This window comes from Synechococcus sp. PCC 6717, assembly GCF_022698185.1.
Taxonomy (GTDB): Bacteria; Cyanobacteriota; Cyanobacteriia; order Thermosynechococcales; family Thermosynechococcaceae; genus Thermosynechococcus; species Thermosynechococcus lividus.
Genome location: NZ_JAKLTV010000015.1, coordinates 1 through 25,877 on the forward strand (window position 1 = coordinate 1; position 25,877 = coordinate 25,877).

Annotated in this window: 23 protein-coding genes, 1 tRNA gene and 1 pseudogene; 14 read left to right on the plus strand and 11 right to left on the minus strand. The window is 55.3% G+C overall.

Features of this window, described 5'->3' with window-relative positions; all coding sequences use genetic code 11:
• Window positions 1-302: 302 nt before the first annotated feature.
• Window positions 303-755 carry a photosynthetic/respiratory NAD(P)H-quinone oxidoreductase subunit N gene (gene ndhN / locus L5470_RS07950; protein ID WP_099798973.1) on the minus strand — a complete coding sequence of 151 codons (453 nt, stop codon included), beginning with the start codon at window positions 753-755 and terminating at the stop codon, window positions 303-305.
• A gap of 204 nt (window positions 756-959) precedes the next feature.
• On the opposite strand from ndhN, the gene lpdA reads away from it, so the two are divergent.
• From lpdA to L5470_RS07970, 4 genes are read left to right on the plus strand one after another with little or no spacing between them, the layout of a single operon-like run.
• Window positions 960-2,396, plus strand: a complete 1,437-nt coding sequence (lpdA, locus tag L5470_RS07955) for a dihydrolipoyl dehydrogenase (RefSeq protein ID WP_499499277.1) — start codon at window positions 960-962, stop codon at window positions 2,394-2,396.
• Window positions 2,397-2,452: 56 nt separating this feature from the next.
• Entirely contained in the window at window positions 2,453-2,806 is a 354-nt protein-coding gene (locus tag L5470_RS07960) for a HesB/IscA family protein (RefSeq protein WP_198405941.1), read from the plus strand.
• Between the two features lie 12 nt (window positions 2,807-2,818).
• Window positions 2,819-3,262: a tetratricopeptide repeat protein gene (locus tag L5470_RS07965; protein WP_227517310.1), complete on the plus strand. Its 444-nt coding sequence runs from the start codon at window positions 2,819-2,821 to the stop codon at window positions 3,260-3,262.
• Between the two features lie 3 nt (window positions 3,263-3,265).
• Complete coding sequence (locus L5470_RS07970) at window positions 3,266-3,535, plus strand: DUF8620 family protein (RefSeq protein WP_099798975.1); 270 nt, start codon at window positions 3,266-3,268, stop codon at window positions 3,533-3,535.
• On the opposite strand, the gene clpB is transcribed toward L5470_RS07970, so the two are convergent.
• Window positions 3,471-6,152, minus strand: a complete 2,682-nt coding sequence (clpB, locus tag L5470_RS07975; protein WP_499499280.1) for an ATP-dependent chaperone ClpB — start codon at window positions 6,150-6,152, stop codon at window positions 3,471-3,473. The genes L5470_RS07970 and clpB overlap by 65 nt on opposite strands.
• Window positions 6,153-6,214: 62 nt before the next feature.
• Window positions 6,215-6,445: a FeoA family protein gene (locus tag L5470_RS07980; RefSeq protein ID WP_099798976.1), complete on the minus strand. Its 231-nt coding sequence runs from the start codon at window positions 6,443-6,445 to the stop codon at window positions 6,215-6,217.
• A gap of 79 nt (window positions 6,446-6,524) precedes the next feature.
• On the opposite strand from L5470_RS07980, the gene L5470_RS07985 reads away from it, so the two are divergent.
• A tRNA-Cys gene (locus L5470_RS07985) sits at window positions 6,525-6,596 on the plus strand.
• 125 nt (window positions 6,597-6,721) lie between these two features.
• Here the strand turns inward: L5470_RS07985 and L5470_RS07990 are convergent.
• Window positions 6,722-8,038: an AMP-binding protein gene (locus L5470_RS07990; protein WP_198405942.1), complete on the minus strand. Its 1,317-nt coding sequence runs from the start codon at window positions 8,036-8,038 to the stop codon at window positions 6,722-6,724.
• A gap of 95 nt (window positions 8,039-8,133) precedes the next feature.
• On the opposite strand from L5470_RS07990, the gene rsfS reads away from it, so the two are divergent.
• From rsfS to L5470_RS08005, 3 genes are all read left to right on the plus strand, one after another.
• The gene (gene rsfS, locus L5470_RS07995) at window positions 8,134-8,508 is read left to right on the plus strand and encodes a ribosome silencing factor (RefSeq protein ID WP_227517311.1); all 375 of its coding nucleotides are present in this window, start codon (window positions 8,134-8,136) and stop codon (window positions 8,506-8,508) included.
• 11 nt (window positions 8,509-8,519) lie between these two features.
• The gene (locus L5470_RS08000; protein WP_499499282.1) at window positions 8,520-10,379 is read left to right on the plus strand and encodes a GTPase family protein; all 1,860 of its coding nucleotides are present in this window, start codon (window positions 8,520-8,522) and stop codon (window positions 10,377-10,379) included.
• Between the two features lie 73 nt (window positions 10,380-10,452).
• A complete protein-coding gene (locus L5470_RS08005) occupies window positions 10,453-13,263 on the plus strand; it encodes a cation-translocating P-type ATPase (RefSeq protein ID WP_499499284.1) in 2,811 nt (936 codons plus the stop codon).
• 21 nt (window positions 13,264-13,284) lie between these two features.
• Here L5470_RS08005 and L5470_RS08010 read toward each other — a convergent pair whose 3' ends face one another.
• Together L5470_RS08010 and L5470_RS08015 are read right to left on the minus strand one after the other, a co-directional pair.
• The gene (locus L5470_RS08010) at window positions 13,285-13,719 is read right to left on the minus strand and encodes a Tery_1686 family protein (protein WP_448514022.1); all 435 of its coding nucleotides are present in this window, start codon (window positions 13,717-13,719) and stop codon (window positions 13,285-13,287) included.
• A gap of 20 nt (window positions 13,720-13,739) precedes the next feature.
• Complete coding sequence (locus tag L5470_RS08015; RefSeq protein WP_499499286.1) at window positions 13,740-15,797, minus strand: NAD(P)/FAD-dependent oxidoreductase; 2,058 nt, start codon at window positions 15,795-15,797, stop codon at window positions 13,740-13,742.
• 116 nt (window positions 15,798-15,913) lie between these two features.
• Between L5470_RS08015 and L5470_RS08020 the strand changes: the two genes are divergently transcribed.
• Complete coding sequence (locus L5470_RS08020) at window positions 15,914-16,147, plus strand: hypothetical protein (protein WP_448514024.1); 234 nt, start codon at window positions 15,914-15,916, stop codon at window positions 16,145-16,147.
• 117 nt (window positions 16,148-16,264) lie between these two features.
• Window positions 16,265-16,567 (plus strand): urease subunit gamma, encoded by a 303-nt coding sequence (gene ureA / locus L5470_RS08025; RefSeq protein WP_448514025.1) that lies wholly within the window; start codon window positions 16,265-16,267, stop codon window positions 16,565-16,567.
• Here ureA and purE read toward each other — a convergent pair.
• Window positions 16,564-17,088 carry a 5-(carboxyamino)imidazole ribonucleotide mutase gene (gene purE / locus L5470_RS08030; RefSeq protein ID WP_499499289.1) on the minus strand — a complete coding sequence of 175 codons (525 nt, stop codon included), beginning with the start codon at window positions 17,086-17,088 and terminating at the stop codon, window positions 16,564-16,566. The two genes, ureA and purE, sit on opposite strands and share 4 nt — an antisense overlap.
• Before the next feature lie 223 nt (window positions 17,089-17,311).
• Between purE and L5470_RS08035 the strand changes: the two genes are divergently transcribed.
• A complete protein-coding gene (locus L5470_RS08035; RefSeq protein ID WP_099798983.1) occupies window positions 17,312-17,620 on the plus strand; it encodes a hypothetical protein in 309 nt (102 codons plus the stop codon).
• A gap of 35 nt (window positions 17,621-17,655) precedes the next feature.
• A pseudogene (locus tag L5470_RS08040) lies at window positions 17,656-19,500 on the plus strand (SPFH domain-containing protein); the annotation flags it as partial.
• 9 nt (window positions 19,501-19,509) lie between these two features.
• Here L5470_RS08040 and L5470_RS08045 read toward each other — a convergent pair.
• The 3 genes from L5470_RS08045 to L5470_RS08055 are packed head-to-tail and all read right to left on the minus strand — an operon-like array spanning window position 19,510 to window position 22,105.
• Window positions 19,510-20,004 (minus strand): hypothetical protein, encoded by a 495-nt coding sequence (locus L5470_RS08045; RefSeq protein ID WP_499499291.1) that lies wholly within the window; start codon window positions 20,002-20,004, stop codon window positions 19,510-19,512.
• The gene (ureC, locus tag L5470_RS08050; RefSeq protein WP_448526593.1) at window positions 20,004-21,722 is read right to left on the minus strand and encodes an urease subunit alpha; all 1,719 of its coding nucleotides are present in this window, start codon (window positions 21,720-21,722) and stop codon (window positions 20,004-20,006) included. The genes L5470_RS08045 and ureC overlap by 1 nt, the downstream gene beginning before the upstream one ends.
• Window positions 21,723-21,727: 5 nt before the next feature.
• The gene (locus L5470_RS08055; RefSeq protein WP_099798987.1) at window positions 21,728-22,105 is read right to left on the minus strand and encodes a YraN family protein; all 378 of its coding nucleotides are present in this window, start codon (window positions 22,103-22,105) and stop codon (window positions 21,728-21,730) included.
• Window positions 22,106-22,184: 79 nt separating this feature from the next.
• Between L5470_RS08055 and trxB the strand changes: the two genes are divergently transcribed.
• Window positions 22,185-23,549, plus strand: a complete 1,365-nt coding sequence (gene trxB, locus L5470_RS08060) for a thioredoxin-disulfide reductase (protein WP_499499294.1) — start codon at window positions 22,185-22,187, stop codon at window positions 23,547-23,549.
• The gene (locus L5470_RS08065; protein WP_499499296.1) at window positions 23,549-24,304 is read left to right on the plus strand and encodes a sulfite exporter TauE/SafE family protein; all 756 of its coding nucleotides are present in this window, start codon (window positions 23,549-23,551) and stop codon (window positions 24,302-24,304) included. Before trxB ends, L5470_RS08065 begins: the two co-directional genes overlap by 1 nt.
• Before the next feature lie 15 nt (window positions 24,305-24,319).
• Here L5470_RS08065 and L5470_RS08070 read toward each other — a convergent pair whose 3' ends face one another.
• A complete protein-coding gene (locus L5470_RS08070; protein WP_499499298.1) occupies window positions 24,320-25,807 on the minus strand; it encodes a hypothetical protein in 1,488 nt (495 codons plus the stop codon).
• Between the last annotated feature and the right edge of the window lie 70 nt (window positions 25,808-25,877).

Consider the following 25,877-nt stretch of genomic DNA (forward strand, 5'->3'; position numbering starts at 1 on the left):
CAGAAAAGTAAGCAGAACTTTGGGGCTTTGCCTCAAGGAACTGTGTAGGGGCGGTTTGCTCACGCCTTTACGAGTTCGTTTGTGGACTACGTAAGAATCCCCCGACTTTAGTCGGTGGGAGTGTCAAATCTGAGTTAGAAGTCATAGCTGTTTCCTAAAATTTGTAATTTGTGATCTCTGGTATCCCCGTCTCTATCCTTGAGGGTTTACTCAGTGCTGTCAAGGGGAGGGCGGACAGTACAAAAAGAGGGCGCGATCGCCCCCATTTTTACCATGCAAATAGATCGACAATGTAACAGCGGCTAAGCAGCGGCCAGCAAATTCGTTAAGGGTTCCCAGCGGACGACGCGATCGCCCCCCACCTCAATCACCACTTTGAACTTAGGCAAGGTCTGCGTCAACTGCGCCAAATAGGCGAATTCTTGCTTAGAGAGCTTCTTGCCATCAATCAACCACAGCACCAAGCCCTTAGAATTGGGAGGCAAATGCTCAAGGTGATAGGTCACCAATGGTGGCTGGAAGTACACGCGAATAGCTTCCTTGCCGGTGTGGGCGGGGCGAATGCCATGCTCTTGCATTAAGTAGGCACTGAGATCTCCTAGCCCTGGCGCACTCAAATGTAGCGTTGTATAACCTTTTGATCGCAGACGACGCTGATAGCGCCCCTCAAACCCACCCTCCGGCGGCGCGAAGAGGGCTAGGGCACCTGCTGTTTCAAGGTCATTGACAAATTGATAGCCAGCCAGCAAACCCATAGTTTTTTACTCAAGTCGTGCACCTTCTTGAAGCACTTTAGCACGCCTGCTCATCTGCAAGACGGCCTTCAAGCTATTGCAAAAGCTAATACAACCTATGAGAGGTGTGGTGTATCTAGACAAATCTGGCACTCCCCTTTGATAAGCTAGGGAAATGCAGTTGAGGCACAACTGCCGTCAACAAGTGTGCTGGGAGAATCATCCTTGAGCTTTGACTACGATTTGGTCATTTTAGGTGCGGGTGTGGGCGGTCATGGTGCTGCCCTTCATGCCGTCAGCGTTGGCTTAAAAACTGCCATTGTGGAAGCCTCAGACATGGGGGGCACCTGTGTCAATCGCGGCTGTATTCCCTCAAAAGCATTGCTGGCTGCCGCTGGACGGGTGCGAGAACTGCGCCAAGCTAGTCATTGGCAAGCGCTGGGCATTCAATTAGGGGCAGTTAACGTGGATCGCGCCGGTGTTGCCGCCCATGCCGATCAACTGGTGCAAAAAATCCGTGGCGACCTCACCAACAGCCTGAAGCGGCTAGGGGTAGATATCCTGATAGGCCGTGGCAAAGTTGCTGGCCCACAAAAGGTCAGTATTCACACCCCAAGCGGCGAAAAGACGGTTACCGCAAAAGACATTATCATTGCCACCGGATCAGTGCCGTGGGTACCGCCTGGCATTGAGGTGGATGGCAAAACCGTCTATACCAGTGATGAGGCCATTAAGCTCGATTGGTTACCGCAGTGGGTAGCCATTATTGGCAGCGGTTATATTGGCCTAGAATTTGCTGATATTTACACGGCACTGGGCTGCGAAGTCACGATGATCGAAGCCCTCGATCAGTTGATGCCCACGTTTGATCCTGATATCGCCAAGCAGGCGCAGCGGGTTTTGATTGCCCCCCGCGATATTGAAACCTACAGCGGGAAGCTCGCCAAGCGAGTGATTCCGGGCACCCCGGTGGTTATTGAGCTAGCCGATACCCAAACTAAAGAGGTGGTTGAGGTTCTGGAAGTCGATGCCTGTTTAGTTGCCACAGGCCGTATTCCTGCGACCGAGGATCTGGGTCTGGACTCTGTGGGGGTGAGCTTAGATCGCCGTGGCTTTATCCCCGTCGATGACTACCTTGCCGTGACCCGTGAGGGTGAACCCGTGCCTCACCTTTGGGCCATTGGTGATGCTACGGGTAAAATGATGCTTGCCCATGCGGCTTCGGCTCAAGGCATTGCTGTGGTGGAGAGCATTGTTGGCCGTCCCTACTCTGTGGATTATCGCAGTATTCCCGCTGCGGCCTTTACCCATCCGGAGATGAGCTTTGTTGGCCTCACCGAACCCCAAGCCCGTGACCTTGGGGAAAAAGAAGGGTTTGAGGTGAAGGTGGTTCGCACTTACTTTAAGGGGAACTCTAAGGCATTAGCGGAAGGGGAGACCGATGGCTTAGCGAAGGTGATCTTCCGGGCGGATACGGGCGAGCTGTTGGGGGCGCATATTTTTGGTCTTCACGCCTCAGATCTCATTCAGGAAGCGGCTAATGCTATTCGCGATCGCCAAAGCGTGAGCCATCTTGCCTTTAATGTGCACACTCACCCCACCCTGTCTGAGGTACTGGATGAAGCCTTTAAGCGTGCCCACGAAATGATGTCCCATCCCTGAGCTTTGCTACCATAAAAGCGGTACCCTAACATGATCCGTAACCGGAGGAGTGGGTGATGACTCAAGCAACACAGCCTGCCAAAGGAATTTTGATGACGGATGCTGCGCTACAGCACGTTTTAGAACTGCGGCAAAAACACGGTCAAGACCTGTGTCTGCGGGTCGGTGTCAAGGGGGGCGGGTGCTCAGGGATGTCCTACACGATGGATTTTGAAGACCCTGCCAATATTCGTCCTGATGATCACGTATTTGACTACGATGGCTTTAAGGTGGTCTCGGATCCCAAGAGTATGCTCTACATCTACGGCTTAGTCCTAGACTATAGCAATGCCCTCATTGGTGGTGGCTTTAAGTTTACAAACCCGAATGCAACCCAGACCTGTGGCTGTGGCACATCCTTTTCTGCCTAAGGAGTAACTCCCTTGACCACTGAAACGTCGCAACCCCTGAGTGAAGTTGAACGTCAATTTGAAGCAGCGATCGCCCGCTATAAAGACGGTGCCCCTGCGTCGGAGCTAATTCCCACGTTTAAGGAGATTTGCCAGCGTGCCCAAAAAAGCAGTGCGGCATGGACATGCTTGTCGTGGCTGTACCTCTTAGATGACAACCCCCCATCGGCCTACAAAGCAGCTCAAAAAGCGGTCAAACTCAACCCTGAAGATCCACAAGCCCGTATTAATCTGGCGATCGCCATGCTAGAGATGGGGAAAAAAGGGGTGCGCCCCCACATTGAACTGGCTCAAACCATTGTGGCAGCAGTTGCCGAGCTACGCCAAGAAGTCCTAGAGAATTTTGCCGATGGCCACCAACGCAAGCCAGAATGGCCAACCCTTAAGCGGGTTCAGCAGTGGGTGCTCGGAGGCTAGGGTATGGGTCGCCTGCGGGAGATTGTGAATTGGCTATTGGTGGCTGATACCTTCTTTGTGCTGGCTAGCTTTGGTTGGTTTGTCTTAGCATTGCTAGGGCGATCGCTAGAGATTCCCTTGGGCTTTGACCTATGGTTGCGCCTGTGGAACCCCCTTTTTATGCCTGCCATTGGCCTATTGATGGCTGCTGCCTTGATCAATGGTGGCATTAGTTACGTCCAGAACCGCTGGCACCTACGCTCGGTGGGGACTGATCTGCGCCCTCGCGATTGAGCGCGGTAAAGGTCAATTGATCGTTGGCAACATCGACTAAAATTGTGTCTCCCGATGTAAAGGTTTCCTCCAATAGCTTGATGGCGAGGGGATTTTCAATTTCCCGCTGAATTGCCCGTTTGAGGGGTCGGGCACCATAGACCGGATCAAACCCAGCCGCCACCAAGTACTCCAGCGCGGCAGCAGTTAACTCTAGGTGGATTTTTTGATCTGCCAATAAACGCTCCACCCGTCGCAGTTGAATTTGGGCGATCTGCATGAGTTCCTGTCGCCCTAAGCCATGGAACAAAATCAGATCATCAATGCGGTTGAGAAATTCTGGGCGGAAGTACTTTTGCACGCTTTGCAGCACCCGTTGCCGCATGTGTTCGTAGCGGCTTTCATCGCTAGCCAAATCTAAAATATGCTCACTACCTAGGTTGCTGGTCATAATAATTACCGTGTTGCGAAAATCCACGGTGCGACCTTGGGAATCCGTGATACGGCCATCATCGAGGACTTGCAACAGGATGTTAAAGACTTCCGGGTGCGCTTTTTCCACTTCGTCAAAGAGAACAACCGCATAGGGTCGGCGGCGAATTGCTTCGGTGAGTTGGCCGCCGCTATCAAACCCCACGTAGCCGGGGGGGGCACCAATCATCCGCGAGACGGCGTGCTTTTCCATGTACTCCGACATGTCAATGCGCACTAGGGCACTCTCATCATCAAAAAGCGCATCCGCAAGGGTACGTGCTAGTTCCGTTTTACCCACCCCCGTTGGCCCTAGGAATAAAAACGACCCAATAGGACGGGCGGGGTCTTTCATCCCGGCGCGGGCGCGGCGAATGGCTGCAGCAACAGCCGCAACGGCCTCTTGTTGACCAATAACCCGCTGATGCAATACCGCTTCCAGTTGCAGGAGTTTTTGCCGCTCTGAGGCTAAGAGCTTCTGTAGCGGAATCCCCGTCCACTTGGCAACAATTTCGGCAATATCGGCATCGGTGACCTGATCTCGCAAGAAGGTGGTGCCTGCCGCTTGCAATTCTAGAAGTTGAGTCTCAGTGGCTTCGAGTTCCCGTTGTAGGGTTTCTAGGCGACCGTATTTCAGTTGAGCTGCCTTATTCAGGTTGTAGTCACGCTCCGCTTGATCAATTTGCAGCTTGACGTGATCTTCTTCCTCTTTCAGACTGTTGATGCGCTCCAAGAGTGTTTTCTCAGCTTGCCAACGCTCCTGCATGGCTTTTTGGCGGGATTGCAGTTCAGCAATTTCCGCTTCAATGCGCTGGCGGCGATCGCGAGTGGCCTGTAGGGGAGCCTTACTGAGGCTGAGATTTTCTTCCTGCTGCAGGGAGAGCTTCTCCATTTCCAGTTGCATCAGGCGGCGCTCAATACTTTCCAACTCAGCAGGCTTGGAGGTGATTTCCATCTTGAGCTTGGCCGCTGCTTCATCCACCAAGTCAATGGCCTTATCCGGCAAAAAGCGATCGCTAATGTAGCGATCCGAGAGCACGGCCGCAGCAACAAGGGCAGAATCAGTGATCTTAACGTTATGGTGAATTTCGTAGCGATCTTTGAGACCCCGCAGAATGGAAATGGTGTCTTCCACGGAAGGCTGACCGATATACACCTGTTGAAACCGCCGCTCTAGAGCCGCATCCTTCTCAATGTGTTTACGGTACTCATCGAGGGTACTAGCACCAATACAACGCAGTTCACCGCGCGCCAGCATTGGCTTGAGTAAATTACTGGCATCCATCGAGGAGTTTTGATTGGCACCTGCGCCCACGACGGTGTGCAGCTCATCGATAAACAGGACGACGTGGCCGTCGGAGTGAGTGACTTCGTGCAAGACAGCCTTGAGGCGATCTTCAAAATCTCCGCGAAACTTAGCACCCGCCACTAAACTCCCCAGATCAAGGGAAATCAGGCGGCGATTTTTGAGGGATTCTGGCACATCCCCGTTGATAATGCGCTGGGCGAGTCCTTCCGCAATGGCGGTTTTWCCCACTCCTGGCTCCCCAATGAGGACAGGGTTATTTTTTGTACGACGGGAGAGAACTTGAATGACGCGGCGAATTTCTTCATCCCGGCCAATCACCGGGTCAAGCTTGCCTTGGCGGGCTGCTTCTGTGAGGTCGCGACCGTATTTTTCAAGGGCGGCATACTTGCTCTCGGGGTTTTGGTCGGCTACTTTTTGGGCACCGCGAATGGCTTTGACACTGGCGGCTAACTGGTCGCGATCGCAGTTGAGAGCACGGAATAGCCGTTGACCAATGCGGCGATCGCCCACAAAGGCCAGCAAAATATGCTCAATGGAAATAAACTGATCCTCCTGTTCTTGGCGGAGGCGATTTGCCTCATCCAGCAGGGTATCTAAACTACGACCACAGTAGAGTTCTCCGCCTGCTGGGATGCGCGGCTGCTGCTTCGCAAAATCTATCAACCGCTTCAGCACCCAGTCGGTGTCAATATCTGCCCGCTCCAGAATCAGTTGACCCAGCCCTTCCTCTTGGAGAATGACAATGAGTAAGTGCTCTGTTTCAAGGTATTGGCTGCGGTACTCCCGCGCCACATCCTGCGATTTGACGATCGCCTCCCATGCTTTGTCAGTAAACTTCGTTGGGTCAGTGGGTTGCATAGAGATGTTTGCCGATCCTTGGGAAAGAGGTTGAGCAGCAGAATAAAGAATTATTACGCTTCCTAGGATACCTGTTCTACGGCAATGGTGGCGGCATCCTTGGCACGGATGGCAACCTCAGTGAGGGTGCCCACCCGCACAGCGAAGGTATCACTAAAGGGCGCACGTCGCAGTAGCGTCACGGGTTGGTTCACAGCAATGCCAAGGGCAGCTAAGCGGCGCTGCCAAGCAGCATCCCCTTCAATAGCCGTAATGCGACCGGTGCTGCCCAGTGGGAGTTGGTGTAGGTACATAAGGCTCCTGCGGATGATCCTCTCAGGGTACTAGCGGCGCGATCGCCGGTAAATCACTTATAATAAGAAATTGCTTTGCGGCGGCATAGCCAAGTGGTAAGGCAGAGGTCTGCAAAACCTTTATCCCCCAGTTCGAATCTGGGTGCCGCCTTAAACAGATAGAAAAGTAATCCTACACCTAAGTCAAGATTGGCTCACAACTGTGCCATAACGTAATAGGGGAGAGGACTAGGGTGAGGGCACCAAAAGACTCAAACCCGAACATCATACGTCTATTCAGCAACGCCGCATTATGGTATTGAAGGCAGACAGGCGGATCTTGCCTTGGGGAGTGCGAGGCAAGGTCGTGCACGATAGCCATCGCTTGGGGCATTTGTAGGCACTACACCGCTGGCGTAACCATTCCTCTAATTGCTCAGGGGTTACCTCCCCAACAGGGACATAGGCTGCCACAACCTGCTCGCCCCACGTTGGATGCGGCTCACCGTAGATGTAAATATCCTTGACCCAGCCACTGCTCAGAAGTAGGGACTCTAATTCTTCAGGGTAAATGTTTTCGCCGCCACTAATAATTTTGCGGCTGGCGCGTCCCCAAATGTAGAGGCGATCGCCGTGCCACTCGCCGCGATCGTCGGTGCGGAACACAGGCGACCCAAAGGGATTGGGGTAGTAACCGCGAGCCAAAGAGGTGGCTTGCACGTCTATGGTGCCATCGGTGCTAATGGTTAGGTGGGCGTGGGGTAAGCTGGAGCCACAGGAGCGATCGCCCCGCAGGAAGTCACCCGCCTTTTGCGCGCAGACCATCCCCGCCGTTTCCGTCATCCCATAGCTTAAACACAGCGGTAACCGATGGCGCTCAGCAGTGTCTAACAGAGAGTTCCACGTTGCTCCGCCGCCAATAAAAATGCCGGCTAAGCTCTGAAGCCAGGGGATTGGGGCGTCACACACTTGGTGCAACTGTCGGGGCACAAGGGATAGCCAAAGGTCTGAGTTCGGCGGCATTGGAGCGTGTTGAAGGTCTCGTAGATGGCGGGCAACGTATAGCTGCCCTCCGGTCCACAGCGATCGCAACACGGGCATGAGGCCACTGACATGGTACAGCGGCAAAATACTCAGGCAGTGGAGGGTTGACACCTGTAAATGCTGCTGCACCCCCTGCACAGCACTGTAGAGCGTCCCAAGGGTATGCATTGCCCAGCGTAATCGGCCTTGGCTGCCGCCGGTGGGAATTAAAATCATCGGTGCCCTGAAGTCTTGTGGTGTTCCCTGCGCCTCTAAAGGAGGAACCGCTCCCCATGCCTGATAGCCCCTAGGAACAACGGTGGCCACCTGCTGCCACTCGTGTGCTTGCCACAGCGGATTGGCCAAGAGGAGGGGGGTGTCTGTACTCAGCGCTGCCAAGATGCCGCTGATAAAGTCCAGTGGCTCTGTTTCCGCCAACACCAAAAGCGATGGACGCGAGGCCAGTAACAGCGCTTGGCGATGCTCGAGGGGAAGTGCTACGGCGTGCCATGCGCCTGAGTGCCCGTACCACAGCCAATCCGACGGCGGCGACGCGAGGGGGATGGGGTCAAGCGTAAGGGTTTGTAACACACTTTGCCTAATTTAACAGAACTAAATCGTTAAAATCAAAGGATAGGGAGTGACTATTAGGAGAGTGCAGACTGACTATTCCACAGATACAACAGGTGGCCGCGATCGCTGACCCTAGCCTCAAGCTAGCATGGACTGCTGCCTACGCCGCAGACGATCGCAAGGCGGTGGACATTTGTCTTCTTGATGTAACTGGGGTGTCGTACCTCACTGACTATTTTGTCATTGTTACGGGACTGTCTAAAACGCAGGTGCGAGCCATTTACCAAGCGGTGGAGGAGGCTGCTCAAACCCACTGCCAACGACAACCGCAGCATACGGAAGGCCAAGACAACTGTTCATGGGTGCTGATGGACTACGGGGATGTGATTGTCCATATCCAACTCCCGAAGGAACGCCAATACTATAACTTAGAAGCGTTTTGGGGACATGCCCGGCGCATCCCCTTTGAGCCGCTGGTCACCACCTAGGGACACATGCCATGACGCAACTGCCATGGTGGAAGTGGTTTCTTTTGGCACTACCACTGGTGGCGATCGCCTTGCTGGTTCTCATTGCCGCCTCGATCCAAATTCATGCGTGGGGACTAAGTTGGCTGTGGGCGGTGGTGGTGGTGGTTCTCATTCTCTGGCGGTGGGGGGTAGCCCATTGGCTGGTGGAAACCCAAGCAACGCCAGCGCTACCAGAATTGCTCAACGGTGGCGATCGCACCGCCCAAGATCAACAGGCGCTGCAAATTCTACAGGATATTTTGGCCAAGAGTCGTGACGATGTTCCCCCGTGGGAAAATTGGCTCCTGTTTTGGCAGCGGGCACACACCCTTGTCAATGGCATTGCTCATGTGTATTACCCCAATAGTCAACGCCCATTGCTGCACATCTATGTGCCCCAAGCCTATCGCCTCCTGCGGGATACGGTGGAGGATGTGGATCGCTGGCTGCAAACCCTCGACCCCATTTTGTCACGGGTGACGGTGGGGCAAGCGGTACGCGCCTACGAACTCTCTCGCCAATGGGCACCCGCTGCCCGCTGGGGGGTCACCGCATGGCAACTCTCCCAGTGGCTGCTGAACCCCAGCGTTGCCCTGACCAACACCCTCACTCAGGGGCAACAGCAAAAAGCCAACCAAGCCCTAATTGCCAATTTAGGCTTAACCCTGCGCGAACAAACCCTCAAAGCCCTCGGCTTACGGGCGATCGCCCTGTACAGTGGCGCGGTTCCCTCCCTTGACCTCCCATCTCCTAGTCTTCAGACTGGCACTCTCCAAGATATCCTCGAAGAAACCCTGCCCCTCACCCGGGCTGAGACCGATCCGGTGAATGTGTTTTTGGTGGGGCGCACAGGAGCCGGCAAAAGTAGCCTCATTAATAGCTTGTTTGCGGCTCCCACTGCCGATGTTTCCCCCCTGCCCAATACCGCAGAGATTCGCCAGTATCGTTGGCAAGCGGATTTGATGTTGTGGGACACCCCCGGCTACGAAGACATTCAGGGTGCGGATATTCAAGCTCGTCTGCGGCAACTCCTGCCACGGATGGATGTGGTGCTCCTGCTCACGCCGGCACTGGATCCTGCCCTTGCCCCAGATTTAGTGGCCTTAGACATTATTCGTCAGCAGGTTGCGGATCTGCCGATTGTGGTGGTGGTCACTCAAGTTGATCGGTTGCGCCCTTTGCGGGAGTGGGATCCGCCCTACGATTGGCAGCGGGGTAGCCGTGCAAAAGAAGTAAGTATCCGTGAGGCTGTGGCCTATCGTCAGCAGCAATTTGCCCCCTATACCCCCCATCTCTTCCCTATCGTTAATGTCACGGATGAGCGCAGGGCATGGGGGCTACCCGAGTTGAGCGATACCGTACTCCGTCTGGTCAACCCAGCAAAACAGATCCGTATGGCACGGTGGCTCAAGGATCGCCAGACCCGCCTCCATGCAGCGTCGCGATTGATCGACACCTACTGTAGCCGTATCACCACCAGCCAAGGGGTGGCAGACTTACTCAAACGACCTGTCCTGCAGTTTCTATCGACAATGCTGACGGGGTCGCCCGCTGCGGCGTGGCTGTTGGCGGAAAAGCTGCCCCTTGAGCAGTTGCCGGTGATTCTGTGCAAGCTGCAGCTGGCCTACGAGCTTTATACCCTGCTGCAAACGCCGGGCGATCGCCTCGAAGTGACTCCCCGCTCCTTTGACCTGAGAGAGATTGTCCCCCTTGTGCTGCATACCCGTGCGCCCCTTGAGCAGGATACGTGGGCAACAGGGCACACCCTCGTTGAATACTGGAGCCAAGCCCAACCCTCGCAGTCTCTAATGGCTCGTTACAATGATTACTGGCAGCGATTTCGTGCCTAACGCCTGGGAAGCCCCTGCAACATTAATCCCAGAAAATAGGTAAAGATGGGAGAAGTCAGTCTCGTTCTTTGCCATGGAATCATCCTCTGTGAGTCCTGCTCCCCCTTGGCACCACCTCAGTGCCGATGCTGTGATCGCTCAGTTAGGGAGCGATCGCCACCAAGGACTAAGCCATGAGGCCATTCAACAGCGACAGGCGCAGTACGGTCGTAATGAACTCATTGAAAGTGGCCGGCGACCTAAGTGGCAGATTTTGCTGGATCAGTTTCGCAATATTATGCTGATCATGCTCCTTGTGGTGGCGGTCATTTCTGGGGTGTTAGATATTGTTGAAGCCCTCGAAGAGCAGACAATCCCGTTTCCTAAAGATGCGATCGCCATTTTAGTGGTCGTTATCCTCAACGGCATTCTTGGGTATGTTCAGGAAGCCCGCGCCGAGGACGCCTTAGCCGCCCTCAAAAGTATGGCCGCCCCCAAAGTGCGGGTGCTCCGCGAAGGAAAAATTACTGAAATTGACTCGCCAGAACTGGTGGTGGGGGATATTTTCTTTCTGGAAGCAGGGGTGAAGGTGGCTGCCGATGGCCGCCTGATCGAGGCTGTTAACCTACAAATTCGCGAAGCGGCTCTCACCGGTGAGGCAGAAGCCGCCAGTAAAAATGCTGACAAACTCTTACCAGAGGATACAGAACTGGGCGATCGCGACAACTTGGTGTTTGCGGGTACTGAAGTCAACCAAGGGCGSGGGGTCGCTGTGGTTACCGCCATTGGCATGAACACTGAACTGGGTAAAATTGCCGCTGCCTTAGACGCCGTTGAGCAGGAACCCACCCCCCTGCAAAAACGAATGACAGAACTGGGGAATCGGCTGGTGTGGATCGCCCTTGTCCTTGTGGCTATCGTGGTTGTGGGGGGCACTCTTTACGATAGAGCCTTGTTCGGGCACCTTGTTGAAGTCTCCCTGAGTATGGCCGTCGCAGTGATTCCCGAAGGCTTGCCTGCGGTGATTACCGTCACCCTTGCCCTAGGCACCCAGCGAATGGTGAAACGCCATGCCCTCATCCGCCGCTTGCCAACCGTGGAAACCTTAGGGAGCGTCACCACGATCTGCTCCGATAAAACCGGCACCCTGACCCAAAATAAAATGGTGGTGCAGGCGATCGCCACCCCATCCTACCGCGCTAAGGTCAGCGGCCATGGCTATGATCCCACAGGCGAATTTTACGATATAAGCGCCACGAGTGCCGATGCGCTGTACGAACGCCAACTGCTGCTGCTGGCCGGTGCCTTGTGTAACGATGCGCTGCTGAAGCAGCACGCTGCCGAGTGGGTTATTTTAGGAGACCCCACTGAAGGGGCGCTGTTGCCCCTTGCCCTCAAAGGAGGGCTAGACCCCAGTGCTCTGCGGCACAATGCTGAGCGCGTGGTTGAATTTCCCTTTGATGCCGATCGCAAGCGCATGAGCGTCGTGTATCGCACCAGTTCTATCCCTGACTTGCCAACCGATGCCCCCTATTGGATGGCCACAAAAGGCTCGCCGGAGCTAACCCTAGAGCGATGCCAATGGCAACAGGTTGGAACGGCGGTGGCACCGCTGACCCCCGAGAACCGCCAACACGTTCTTGCAGCAAACAACGACTTAGCGGCGCAAGGGTTACGGGTGTTAGGACTGGCCTACCGCTACTGGGCAGAGCCCCCGGCGGCTGATGCCGTTGAGTCCAGCGAACAAGATCTGGTCTGGTTGGGTTTAGTGGGCATCTTGGATCCGCCGCGCCCGGAAGTCCTAGAGGCCGTGGCCACCTGCCGCACCGCAGGCATTCGCCCGATCATGATTACCGGCGATCATCAACTCACTGCCAAAGCCATTGCCAGTCAAATTGGCATCTGTAACTGGGGCGATCGCGCCCTCACCGGTCGGGACATTGAAAAATTCACCCCCGCAGAGCTGGATGCTGCCACCCTAGAGGTCAACGTCTATGCGCGGGTCTCACCCGAACACAAGCTGCGGATTGTTAAATCCCTACAGCACCACGGTGATATTGTGGCCATGACCGGCGACGGGGTCAACGATGCCCCTGCCCTCAAGCAAGCGGATATTGGGGTTGCCATGGGCATCACAGGCACCGATGTGACCAAGGAAGCCAGCGATATGGTGCTCTTGGACGATAACTTTGCCACCATCGTTGCGGCCACAGAAGAAGGTCGAATTATTTACAGCAACATTCGCCGCTTCATTAAGTACATCCTTGGCTCGAATATTGGCGAGGTTATTACCATTGCCTCCTCACCCCTGTTGGGCTTAGGGGGAGTGCCCTTAACTCCTTTGCAAATTCTCTGGATGAACCTTGTAACCGATGGCTTGCCCGCCCTTGCCTTGGCGGTTGAACCCGGAGATCCCGATGTGATGAAACGCCCCCCYATCCCCCCCAATGAAAGTATTTTTGGCCGCGGCTTGGGATCCTACATGGTGCGGGTTGGGCTGATTTTAGCCATCGTCAGTATTACCCTCATGGTCTGGGCCTACGGCTATACCGCCACCCATCCAGTAGAGGGGCTGGAACCCGACCGCTGGGCCACCATGGTCTTTACGACCCTCTGCCTTGCCCAGATGGGTCATGCCCTTGCCGTGCGCTCCACAAGCCGCCTCACCCTAGAAATAAGCCCAAGGTCTAACCCCTACATTTGGGCATCAGTCATCTTGACCACCTGTTTACAACTTTTACTGATCTATGTGCCAGCCCTGCGACGGTTTTTTGGCACTCACCTACTGTCCGCCACCGAGTTAGCGGTTTGTATTGGCTTTAGCTCCCTTGTGTTTGTGTGGGTCGAGCTAGAAAAACTACTGCTACGCTTCCTGAGGAAGCGCGCTCCCGTTGAGTTGTCATGATTTAATCTCTGTGAACCCACACTAGGTGTTGAGCACCTCTAGAATCTGGTGGCTGAGGTGGCGTAATTGCTGTTGCAGCTCTAGCAAGGGCAAGTTGTTGCCACTGAAGATGCCGCCGCCAATGCTGCTAAAGCGCCACTGCTCACTCATATAACTAAAGCCAACGATGTCTAGCCCAATGGCGCGGCGCTGGGGTATCTCGGAATCGCTATAGAGGCGAATCTGCAGCAGCAGACTACGGGCTTGCCAGCGGCGGCTCCACCCAGGCAGATGGAAGCCAATGTCAATGGAGTCCGGATCCATGAGATCGCGGGTGTGGGGATCATCTGCCCATGGCTGTAAGTCTGCACGCAAATCGCCATTGCACTGCTTAAACAGGTGGACGATCGCCCCCAGTTTACTGGCCATTTGCAGGGTAACGGCTTGCTCCGCTGCATTCACCTTTGTGTTCTCCACAACACCTTTGCTTCCCAAGGTTAGCGAGGAGATACGGCTTGATCAACTGCTGGGGGGGTGGCAGGAGCGGTTGCGGGCGTTAGGGGACGGTCTAGGCGCGGTTGCCCCACCGAGTAGGTAAGGGCATAGCTTTGCACTAACAACCAGAACCAAAGGGAGGGGGCAAGGGGTTCTAGCCATGGCTGAGCGTGCCGGACAAGGGGCGGCAACCAAGGGGCAAACAGTGCATGGTACACCGCATCGAGGGTGAAATTCAGATAGATAAACAGCCAGCGCAGCAAGTCTGCGGTGCCCGCCATTTGCCAAATCCACCACAGTAGCCCCGGATTCTGCCAAGCGGCGCGCAGTGCCATCCGGTTAAAGGGTAGCCAGCCGGCGCGATCTTTAATAAAGCGATCCACCAGTTCAGGAGATTCTTGGCCGAGAATGCCAAAAAAGGTGTTGAGCATAGCATTCACCCGCTCCGGCGGCAGGGGACGATCGCTGGGCACCATCATCCCCCGCGAAAATAGCCATGTAACCGCAGTATTACTTTGATAGGCACGGATTTGGTTGAGGAATGGCTGTTGCACTAGATCATGGCGCAGGGCGGTATCCAGTAAGTCCGTGAGGCGCGGCAAGTTGCGCACTAGGGAGCCAAAGCCCGTAAAGACTAGAGGCGACTGCAACGAGGCGGCATCGCCAATGGCCAGCACCCGATCAATGGCGACGGCGCGATCGCCGCGATGGTGACTAAAATGGCCCGGAATGTAGCCAAAGGTGGGCTTGACCCAGGTGAGTTCCTCAAGGTTACAGCGACGATACTCTGGCAAAATGCTAAAAAAGTCTTCGTAAAGCTCTAGCAGCGACCCCGGAAACTGCGGCTCAATACGGTGGTAGTGAAACAGGTAAATGGTGCGCTCCTCCCCTGCCCCGGGAAACAACTCCCAGATTAACTGACGACCCCGCGAACTATCGCCATGGCTGTGGAGCACATCCCCGTAGCGGCCATCCCACACCTCTGGGGAGATCCCCTTCACAATCGCGCCAACGGTGGGGCACACACTGTCAAAGGCACGGCCACCATTCAACTGCCGGGCAATGGGGGAGGCCGTGCCCATCGCATCAATCAGGACGCGGGCGATCGCCTGCTGCGGCGTCCCCGTGTGGCGCTGCTGTGCCTGTACCACCACGCTATTGGGGTGCACCGTTGCCCCCACAAAGTCGGTGTAGTCCCAAATTTCGCCCCCTGCTTGGCAGAGCTTTTGGCCGCACAACCGCAAAAACTTCGCCGAGTCAAGGGCAATATTCAACACCGTAGGCGTATGGAGAACAGGGGCGCGGCAATGGGCAGGGCTGGTGGCATCAAAAAATTTGTTGAATCCATCTAAATATTCGCGGGCAATCACGCTTTCAAATTCAGCGGTGGTAAACAAGCCCAAATCAATCAGGTTCTGAAACTCCGCTCGCGAAATATTCCACTCCCGATTCATCCGGCCAAAGGGGAGCCGCTCAATCAGCAACACCCGATAGCCCAGACGCGCCATCACCGCTGCATGAACAACCCCCAGGGCACCCCCCACGTACACCAAGTCGTAGGTGGGCGCTTCAGAGGGACTAGTCACTCGTTGCAGCACTGGCACCGGCGGGGTGGGACGCTGTACCCCTTCCCGCCAACGTTGTTCCCACCAGTAAACCCGCTCCAAGTCGGCTTCCCCGTGGGGCATCTGTTGAAAGTACTTAACCGTCAGCGGATAGCGATCGCCCAAGGCGGCAAAAATTGAGGTACCCTGCGGCCATGGGGGCGGTACGACCGGCTGCAACGGAAATGCAGATCGGATTGCGGTGCTTAACTGTTTGACACAGGCGGCCTCTTGCGGCCATGGCTGCGTGCCCCATCGCACGACCTTGAGGTAGGTTGTCCGCTGCAAATTCCAGAAAAACACCGCCAGTTGCGTCCCATGGGGGGGCAGTTGCCAACATCCACCGCTCGGCTTCGGGGCGATCGCCCCCACCATAGGCTGAAACGTCTGCTGTAACCATGTAATGACTGCCTTGGTATCTGGTGTTGGAATCTCAGCGTAGAACAGTTCTTGCATTTTGTTTCAAATGTGCGGTAAGGGGCTTGACAGAGCCAAAATTTAACGTAAACTGCACTGTACTCACTTAATAGTTTAAGAGAGTTTACAGTTTCTCAGAATTGCCCTGTTGCCCTATGTATTATCCCATCCCACGGAGTCTCGAAGAAATGGCCGCCCTCAGCCACTACCCCGTTAGTGAAGAGCTGGTCGCTGCAGCGATCGCCGGTATGATTACCATCTGCCGTGCCCAAGGCCACACCCTTGCCGATGTGCAGGCATGGGTTCTAGATGACGATGACCTACTGGATGCCAAAACTCGCCAATGGTTGAGCGACGTGGTAGAGGCGGCATGGTCGAGTGTGGCTTAAGGGGTGGCAGACTCTAGGGCGCCGCCAAATGGGTAGGGATGCTAAGCCATACAAACATACAAAACATACAATACGTACAATAAGGCGTGAGCCTAGTGTTGATCTCTACCCTAGCCTATGCAACTCTCCCCCCAAGAAAAAGATAAGCTCCTGATTTTTACAGCGGCTCTTGTGGCAGAGCGGCGCAAAGAACGCGGCCTCAAACTCAACTATCCCGAAGCGGTAGCCTACATTTCAGCCGCAATCCTAGAAGGAGCGCGGGAAGGGCGCACAGTCGCCGACCTCATGAACTACGGTACCACCCTGCTGGGGCGCGATGAGGTCATGGCAGGGGTGCCAGAAATGCTCTCAGAAGTGCAAGTAGAAGCAACATTCCCCGATGGGACGAAACTGGTGACGGTTCACACCCCCATTCGCTAGCTCCCTTGAGACTCCAGATAGGCCGCAGCCCCGATGGCCTGCAGGCGGGKATTTTTAGCCGTCACGGTATTCCGCAGCTGCTCGCGATAGGCGATCACTTGGGCTAATAGCTCGGCATTATGACTTGCCAGCAGTTGCACCGCGAGTAGCCCGGCATTCTGGGCATTCCCGATCGCCACGGTGGCCACTGGGATGCCAGCGGGCATTTGCACAATCGAGTAGAGCGAATCAAGACCCTGTAAATGACGACTGGGCACCGGCACGCCAATGACCGGCAAGGGGGTCAACGCCGCAATCATCCCCGGCAAGTGAGCCGCCCCACCCGCCCCCGCAATAATGACCTTAATTCCCCGTTGGTGGGCACCCTGGGCAAACTCCACCATCGCCAATGGGGTACGGTGGGCTGAAAGAATGGCCACATCGTAGGGAATGGCAAACTGCTCACAAATGGCGATCGCACCGTGCATCGTCGGCAGGTCAGAATCACTGCCCATCACAATGGCAACAACAGCGTGGGACATGAAGATACCGTGAAGTTAAGCTGCAAATTCGACACAGTTTGTCATACTACACCGCTAAAGTTAGGATTGGTTCCCGGAAATTTGTATATTTATTGCAAAGGCTTTAATCTTCAGGGCAGTTTTCCTAAAATTCGAGTACCTTGCTGTCCCAGCTTACTCTGGAACGGCACCCCCAACGACAAAGATTCGCTTACTGCCTACCCAAGCCGCGAGGATAGCCCCCATGCCTAACGAGTTGCAAAAGTACCGTTTCGTCTGCACCCTCACCTTTGGGGATATTTACGGTCAGGTGATTGTTTGGCTCATTGTGATTTTTATTGGTCTAGCGGCCTCCGTCACCCTCTACAATAATCCAGTTCAAGCCTTTTTAGTTGGTGGCTTAATCCTAGTGCTAACCCTCCCCTTTTTACTGTTTGCGTTTGTCACCACCTTACTTAACCATATTGAAATGCGCCCAGTGGCGGTTGGCGAAAAGAAAAAGCGTAAGGATGCTGCAGTTGCCTCCTCTGCAGGAGTGGCCCCTGCCAACTAGGCGATCGCCCCCATGCCACCCCCTGAGCCATCCCTATGCTGTATTGGTTAACGTTTTTAGAGACCTTACCTAGGCCAACCCTGCCAGATCCCCCCCGTCCTAGGGTTGAGACCCCTACCGCTACTGCACTGGTGGCCGAGGCACCCCCCCTCATCGTTGGCAATCTGGGTGGGGTAGGTAGCCTGCTGGTTTTTCCGGGGTTGATTGCGGGTATTGTCATCCTGCTGTTGATGAGCATTTGGGCCTATACCCGCGTTTACGTTATTACCCCTAACAACGAAGCCTTTGTGCGCACAGGCGGTATTTTTGTTAAAAAGAAAACCGTCATTCTCAATGGCGGTTGTATTGCCTTGCCGGGGTTTCACGAGCTAACCCGGGTGCCGCTGCGGGAAATTTCTATCGATGTCGAGCGCACTGGCAAGTTAGCCGTACGCACCCAAGACTACCTGCGGGCGGATATGCGAGTGACCTTTTACGTCTGCATTAACGCCACCGAAGAGGATGTGCTAACGGCAGCGGCGCGCCTCTCCCAAAATAATCGGATTACCCCCGAAGATATTAAGAACGCCCTAGAAAAACGGGCTGATGATGCGATTCGGGCAGCAGCAAAGCATAAGTCTCTGGCGGAAATTGATTCGGATAAATTAGGTTTTGCCCAGGAAGTCCTAAATTTGGTGCAACAGGATCTACAAAAAGTTGGCCTAACCCTGAACAACATTGCCATCTCGGAAGTGCAAGAGAGCGACACCTACGACGAAAATAATTTCTTTGATGCCCAAGGTGTTCGCCTGCGCACGGAAACCATTCAACGCTCGATTCAACAAAAGCGGGAGGTCGAGCTTTCGACGCGGGTGGCCATTGAGCAAAAAGAACTGGATGCGCAAAAACGCTCCCTACAAATTCAGGAAGAGCAAGAAGCGGCACTGTTGAGTCAGCGGTTGAAAATAGAAGCCCTCAAAGCCCAGCGAGAGCGGGAAATTGAAGAAGCGAAAGCCGCAGAGGCCGCCGCAACCCAGCGAGCAAAGTTGCTACAAGCACAATCGGTTGAGGAAGAAGAAATTCGCAAAAAGCTAGCGATTCGGCAGAAGGAAATTGAAGCCAGTATCGAGCTTGAGGAAAAAAATAAGCTCCTTAAGGTAACGCAAGCGCAGCAATTGCAAGAAGCAGAAATTGCCGAGATCAATCGGCAGCAACAGGTGGAGGCTAATCGTCTCCAAGCCCAAGTGATGGTGGCCGAGTCTGAACGCTTGGCACGGCTGGCGCAGGAAGATGTGGCGATCGCCGTGGCCACCAAGAAAAAAGAAAGCCTTATGGCCGAAGCGGAGCGGGCGCGGGCAGAATCTGCGGTCACAACGGCCATCGAAGTGGAAAAAGCTGATCGCGAGAAGCATTTGGCCATTATTGCCGCAGAGCGCGAAGCGGCTGAAAAGCGCGTCCTTGATCAGAACGTGGTAGAAATTGATGTGTTCCGCCGTCGTCGCCAAGCCGAAATTGCTCAGCAGGCAGCAGAACTGGAAGCTGAAGCGATTCGCACCCTTGCCGCAGCTAACCGCGATAAAGCCATGGCCGAAGCTGCGGGGCTCGAAGCATTGCTTGCCGCCAAAAATGTCATTAGCACTGCCAACCTAACGGCGCAGGTCATTACTAGCCTGTGGCCGGAGTTAGCAAGCCAGTTACCAGAGGTGCTCAAAGCCCTTGCCCCTCAGCCTGGGGTCATTGGGGATGCTAAGATCTACGCCTTCCCAGGGGCAAACGGTGCGGGTGCGCCAGAGATTAATAAACTGTTACTCTCCACCAGTGGGCTGGCCTTGATCAATGCTCTCTTTGAAGAGGGTAAGCTGGGGGTTTTACTGGCGCAAATTAAACGTCTATTGCAGGATGAAGCATAGTTAGAGCCATGCGGCCAGAGCAGTCAGCACCCCTAACCCCAGCAAAGCAAGCCAAATAAAGGCATTGGGTAAGGGGGTTGCCGGGGGTGGTGGCTCTTGGGGCTTTGGGGATGCCGCGGCGGTCGGTTTAGGGATGCCAGCGTAGGGGGACTCATAGGGGCGATCGCCCACCTGGGAAAGATCGGGAATTTGACTGTACCACTCAGGGCGGCGCTTGAGTTGGGGTGCCTGCAAAATAGCGAGCAATCGCCGACCTTCCTGCCGAGTGTAGCGATCGGGATGGCGCTGTAGCTGCCGACATAGGGCTAAGGCCGCAGCCTGATCTCCTAGGGCACTGTAGGCCATCACGAGCCAAAGATGGATTTCGCCAGTGCAAACAACATTGCCCTCCGCAAGGGCTGCCGCCTGCTCCAAGAGGGTCACCGCTTTAGAATACTCCCCTTTTTCCAATGCTTGCTGCCCCCGCTGCAATAGGGCTGACACTTGATGCTCCATCAAAACAAAAAGTAGCGCTGGGCAAGGGGTAACACGGTGGCGGGTTCACAGGTGAGCAGTTCACCATCGGCGCGCACCTCGTAGGTTTCTGGATCTACCTCAATGTGGGGCAGATAATCGTTTAGTTTCAGGTCAGCTTTCCGGAGCTGGCGAATATGGCGCACCGGCAGTACTGGCTTTTGCATAGAGAGTTGTGTGGGGATATTGTTGGCAATACCCGCCTGAGACATAAAGGTCACTGAAGTGGCCGTACAACAGCCGCCGTAGGCAGCAAACATGGGCTGCATATGCACGGGCTGGGGGGTAGGAATACTGGCGTTGGCATCCCCCATTTGGGCGTAGGCAATCAGCCCTCCCTTAAGCACCAGTTCTGGTTTGACTCCGAAAAAGGCCGGTCGCCACAGGCACAGATCGGCAATCTTACCCACCTCCACCGACCCCACGTACTCCGCAATGCCGTGGGTGATGGCGGGGTTAATCGTATATTTGGCAACGTAGCGGCGAGCACGAAAGTTATCGTGGCTGGCAGCAGCATGGCTGGGGTCGCTGAGGTGCCCTCGCTGTACCTTCATTTTGTGGGCAGTTTGCCACGTGCGGATAATGCTTTCCCCGACCCGTCCCATGGCTTGGGAGTCGGAGGAGATAATACTAAAGGCACCCATATCGTGCAAAATATCTTCGGCGGCAATGGTTTCGCGGCGAATCCGAGACTCTGCAAAGGCTACATCTTCGGGAATGCTCGGGTCAAGGTGGTGGCACACCATTAACATATCGAGGTGTTCATCTAAGGTGTTGATGGTGTAGGGTCGGGTGGGGTTCGTGGAGGAGGGCAGCACATTAGCCTGACCGCAAACCTTGATAATGTCGGGCGCATGCCCTCCCCCAGCACCTTCGGTGTGGTAGGCATGGATGGTGCGGTTTTTGAAGGCGGCGATGGTATCTTCCACAAACCCTGACTCGTTGAGGGTGTCGGTGTGGATGGCAACTTGGATGTCGTAGGCTTCAGCCACACTCAGGCACGTATCAATGGCTGCTGGGGTGGTGCCCCAGTCTTCATGGAGTTTGAGGCCAATGGCTCCTGCTTCCACTTGCTCGTTCAGTCCTTGGGGCTGGCTGCTATTGCCTTTGCCCAAAAAGCCGAGATTGACCGGGAAGGCATCGGCAGCCTGTAGCATCCGATAGAGGTTCCACGGCCCAGGCGTGCAGGTGGTGGCGTTGGTGCCGGTGGCAGGGCCTGTACCGCCGCCAATCATGGTGGTGATACCAGATGCGATCGCCGTAACAATTTGCTGGGGACAAATAAAGTGAATGTGGGCATCAATACCGCCAGCGGTGAGGATCATGCCTTCGCCAGCGATCGCCTCGGTGCCAGGTCCAATGATAATATCCACCCCTTCTTGGGTATAGGGATTGCCCGCTTTGCCAATCTTGGCAATTTTGCCGTCCTTAATGCCGACATCGGCCTTGACCACCCCCCACCAATCGAGAATCACCGCATTGGTAATGACCACATCCACAGCACCCTCGGCATTAGGGATAGGGGACTGCCCCATGCCATCGCGGATCACCTTGCCACCGCCAAACTTCACCTCATCGCCATAACAGGTATAATCCTGCTCGACTTCAATGAAGAGTTCGGTATCCGCTAAGCGCAGGCGATCGCCCACGGTAGGACCATAGGTTTCCGCATAGGCTTGGCGATCCATCCGATAGCTCACGGGTGTTACTCCACAGTAAAGGCATCTTCTAAATACTGGTGTACTCGATAGCATCCCCCCACCGGAGAGGGCTGGTACAGCACCAATGCTACATCAAAGCGACAAGGACTGTCGTGCCATTGGGGATGGGCCTGCAGAAACTCCTGAGCGGTGCCAATGAGTTTTTGTTGCTTGCGGTGGGCGATCGCCTCGAGACCGTCAGCATCCCAATTCTGGGGGCGGCGGGTTTTTACCTCCACAAAGGCCAGCACCCCACCGGGACTGTAAGCCACAATATCTAGCTCGCCCCGACGACAGCCCCAATTGCGGGCTACGATCTGCCACTGTTGCGCCCGCAACCACCTCACCACCGCTTCCTCGCCCCCATTGCCAATCCGACGCATAAACCTCTCTCCCCTTGCTTGCTCCTAGGAATCAGGCTACAATCAGATAACTCATAGTCGTTTCGAGTTTACTTTAGTCATGACATCGCCACGGATTGAAAACGTTGTAATTATTGGTTCTGGGCCGGCGGGCTATACTGCGGCCATCTATGCTGCCCGTGCCAACCTCAAGCCTTTTATGTTTGAAGGCTATCAGGTGGGAGGGCTACCTGGCGGCCAACTGATGACCACCACCGAGGTGGAGAACTTCCCCGGCTTTCCCGAGGGGATTCAAGGACCAGAGTTAATGGCGCGGATGAAAGCGCAAGCCCAGCGCTGGGGCACAGAACTTGTCACTGAAGATGTGATCCAAGTTGATTTTAACCAACGTCCCTTCCTCATTAGCTCCGCCGAGCGGCAGGTCTATGCCCATGCGGTCATCATTTGTACAGGGGCAACGGCCAAGCGGCTGCACCTGCCCGGCGAAGAGCAGTACTGGACGAAGGGGGTGTCTGCCTGTGCCATTTGCGACGGTGCCACGCCCATTTTCAAGGAGGCTGAGTTGGCAGTGATTGGCGGTGGCGACAGTGCTGCGGAAGAAGCGGTTTACCTGACCAAGTATGGCTCCCATGTCCATTTGCTGGTTCGCAGTGACAAAATGCGCGCCAGTAAGGCGATGCAAGACCGGGTGCTGGCCAATCCCAAAATTACTGTTCACTGGCATACCGAAGCCCAAGAAATTCTGGGGGATGGCCACCTGATGACGGGGCTACGGATTCTCAACAAGGCCACGGGAGAAGAGTCTCAACTGGCGGTGCGGGGGCTATTCTATGCCATTGGCCACACCCCCAATACCCAATTATTTAAGGAGTTTCTGGAACTGGATAGTGTTGGCTATATCCTGACCCACCATGGCACCCAGACCAATGTTGCTGGGGTATTTGCCGCTGGGGATGTTCAGGATCATGAGTATCGTCAGGCGATTACGGCGGCGGGAACGGGGKGTATGGCGGCGCTGGAGGCCGAGCGGTGGCTTTCGGCACAGGGGTTGATTCAGGAGTTTCACCAGACGGTTGAGGAGGCCACGGTAACCGCACCCCCCACGCCATCCGCCTCAGCCACCGTAGAGTTTGATCCGACGGCCACAAAGCACCGCGGCAGCTATGCCCTGCGCAAGCTCTTCCACGAGAGCGATCGCCTGCTGCTGGTGAAGTACGTCTCCCCCACCTGTGGCCCGTGCCATACCCTCAAACCCATTCTGGATCGTTTGGTGGATGAATTTGAGGGAAATGTCCAACTCGTTGAAATTGACATCACTGAGGACAGCGCCATTGCCGAGCAAGCGGGGGTCACCAGCACCCCCACCATTCAGCTGTTCAAAAATAAGGAACTGCTGGAGGTGATCGTTGGCATGAAGCCCAAAAGCCAATACCGCGAGACGCTGCAACGGTATCTGAGTGCCTGATGAGCAGCCTTGAGATACTGCTGATTGCCCTAGCGGGGATAGGGGCAGGGTTCATCAATGCCATTGCCGGTGGGGGCACCCTCATTAGCTTTCCGATCCTGATGGCGGCGGGGGTGCCGCCGATGGCAGCCAACATCACCAGCACGGTGGCATTGGTGCCGGGCTACTTGGGGGCAACGCTTGCCCAGCGGCAGGATCTGCAAGGTCAAGGGGCACGGCTGGGGTTCCTGGTTCCCGCTAGTGTGCTGGGGGGGATCAGTGGGGGTGTTTTACTCCTGAGCACCAGTGAGCGGCTGTTTGGTTTTTTGGTTCCCTACCTCATTCTGTTGGCGGCACTCCTGTTGGCACTGCAAGACCCAGTGCGGCGCTGGCTCTTGCAACGGAGACCGCACGGGGGCGGCGGCAGGCTGGCGTGGGCGATCGCCCCGGTATTTCTGGCAGCGCTCTACGGCGGCTACTTTGGTGCCGGGCTGAGTGTGATTCTCCTAGCCACGCTGGGGATGGTACTGGAGGATACCTTGACCCGGCTCAATGGCCTGAAACAACTCCTCGCCTTTGCGGTCAATGGGGCAGCCGCTGCATTTTTCCTCTTCTCGGGACAGGTGCTGTGGCCAGTGGTGCTAGGGATGGCGATCGCCGCTGTCACTGGGGGGCTACTGGGCGGTAAGGTAGCTCACTTTGTTGAGCCTAGGGTGCTGCGCCTGATCGTGATTGCCGTAAGCGTCATCGTCGCTATCCTCTACCTTGTGGCCTAGGGAGACCTCCCGCCCTTAAGACTGACGCCGCTGGAGATCCCGCTCAAGAGCCTGCTGTAAACTACGGGTTTGATCGAGGACGGTTTCAATCCCCTCACTGTGGGTTTGGCGGACAAAGGTAATTTTCAGTTCCTCTAGCCATGTTACCAGTAACTCCTGAATGGCTTTACCCACCTGTTCGCGCTGCATTTCTTGGATGAGGGTTTGACCAAATTTCTGCGCCAGTTGACTGACCAGCAGGGTGCCTTCGCGCGGAAGGCTGGCTTGGCTGTGGGCACTGCGCTCTATTAACCCTAGCAGGCGATCGGTAAGCTGTTTGGCAATGTCGTGCCGCCACTGAGCCGGTAGTTGCTGGAGGGCAGGAATTTCCGTCAGGCGGCGATAGGGCGGAGCTTGGCGAAACACTTGATCGACGCTGTAAGCCACCAGTGCCTCGATGTCTGGCCGCAGTTCCGGAATCACTCGGTACAGCACTACCTGAACCATCAGGGCAGCCACCTCCCCCAGTTCATCCACATCATTGCTGGCCGCCAGATCCCGGGCATGGGGGAGCCAACGGCCAAATTGTCCCCGCTGGATGGCTTTTTGAAGCTGAGTGAGCACCTGCAGAACCACCACTTCAGAAACGTCCGTGGCGATCGCCGCCACCACCCCCTGAGACGCTTGCTCTTCGAGGCTATCTAGACAGATCACGTCCGCTTGGTCAAGGCGAATAACAACTGGGATAATCCGCAGCCATCCCCATGTCGGCGCTAACCACCAAAAGGGGAAAAAGAGCAGGGCATCGTACCAGCGCCACAGCATGGCATCCCGCCAATGGTACGCCCGATACTGGCGACTCAACCAAAAGGTACGCGCCAAAAACTCCACAAAAAACAGCAGGTTAAAGGGAATATCAATGGCATCAAAGTGGTTGATAAAATTGCCATCCTCACCGTAGGCGCGCCAATAATTGCTGGCCATCAGGGGCACAATGTGCTGCTCAAACCATCCTAGATTCTGCTGCCAGTCGTTGGCGTTGATGTAGGCCGGACTCCAAAAGCGTGAAAACGCCTGTCGAGACGAGGCCTCACGATTCCCAAATACCTTAAGCCGCATCAGGTTCTTAATGCGCTCAAGGGTGCCCGTTTTGTTGGCAAGGGCAAAGGGATCGGTGTCCACTATAACTTCGCTGTGCCGCCGCAACTGTGCCAGTAAGGCTGCGGTGGCTGGGGCATCTACCCCCTGCGTTTCAATGGTTTGCCGCAGTTGGGCAACCATGGCGATATACTGCTCGGTTTCGCGGTGGGGTTCAATGCCTTTAATGGGATCGTACAGTGGGGCGATCGCAAAGGGCTGAGGAACGTAAATGATGCGCTGAATCAGCGGAATGCGAACTTTCCCCAATAGCCAAAAGTCCCGTAGCGGAATATAGGTGAGGTCAAAGAGCACTAAGAGCAAGTTCACGCTGGCGATCGCCACCATGATGCGTTCGTACGTCCGGTTGAGAGGCTTATCAAACATCAGCACAACTCCATCACACCGCAGCTATTCCAGTCTCTCCTATCGCGCTGATCTTGGGCTGGCGTTACTG